Annotated in this window: 1 protein-coding gene; it reads left to right on the top strand. The window is 53.7% G+C overall.

What is annotated here, in order from left to right:
- A partial coding sequence (locus tag QN379_RS23445) for an ATP-binding protein (protein WP_323507766.1) occupies positions 1-508 on the top strand: 508 nt, incomplete at its 5' end.
- Positions 509-684 lie beyond the last annotated feature (176 nt).

Genomic DNA, 684 nt, shown 5'->3' with positions numbered 1-684 from the left:
GATTGATAAGCGCGAGAACGTCATCGCGTTAGGACCTTCGGGTGTTGGCAAGACGCATACTGCGCTGGCACTAGGATTAGCTGCCTGTCAGAAAGGACACAGCGTTGCCTTTACGACGGCCGCCGCCCTGGTCCATGAACTGATGGAAGCGCGTGACGAGAAACGACTGCGTGCCTTGCAAAAGCAACTGACTAACGTGAAGTTACTGATTGTCGATGAACTGGGCTATGTGCCGTTCACAGCGGTCGGTGCGGAATTGTTGTTTGAGGTCTTTAGCCGACGCTATGAGCACGGTGCCACGCTGGTGACCTCGAATTTACCGTTTGACGAGTGGACCAGCGTCCTCGGTTCGGAGCGGCTGACTGGCGCCTTGCTTGACCGGCTTACCCATCACGTCCACATCCTGGAAATGAACGGCGAATCGTATCGATTGGCCACCAGCAAGAAACGGCAACAGCGCAATGTCAAACCAAACAGCACTGCTGAAAAAGGAGGGGCCAACCCGTAAAAGCAACGACTTGAGGGAACGGGCTACGCTGCGCTGCGCCCGCCACCCCAACTCTGCAGAGTATAGAAATGTGCATTGAAAAGAGAACAATTCAGGGCCTCAACGGCTCTATTTATTAACCCGGATTGGTACACTTTTAACGCGCCATTTGGTACATCTTTACTCCGGCATTGACA

Source organism: Glaciimonas sp. Gout2 (assembly GCF_035018905.1).
In the GTDB taxonomy this organism is placed as follows: domain Bacteria; phylum Pseudomonadota; class Gammaproteobacteria; order Burkholderiales; family Burkholderiaceae_D; genus Glaciimonas.
This window is presented reverse-complemented; position numbering and strand designations above follow the sequence as displayed.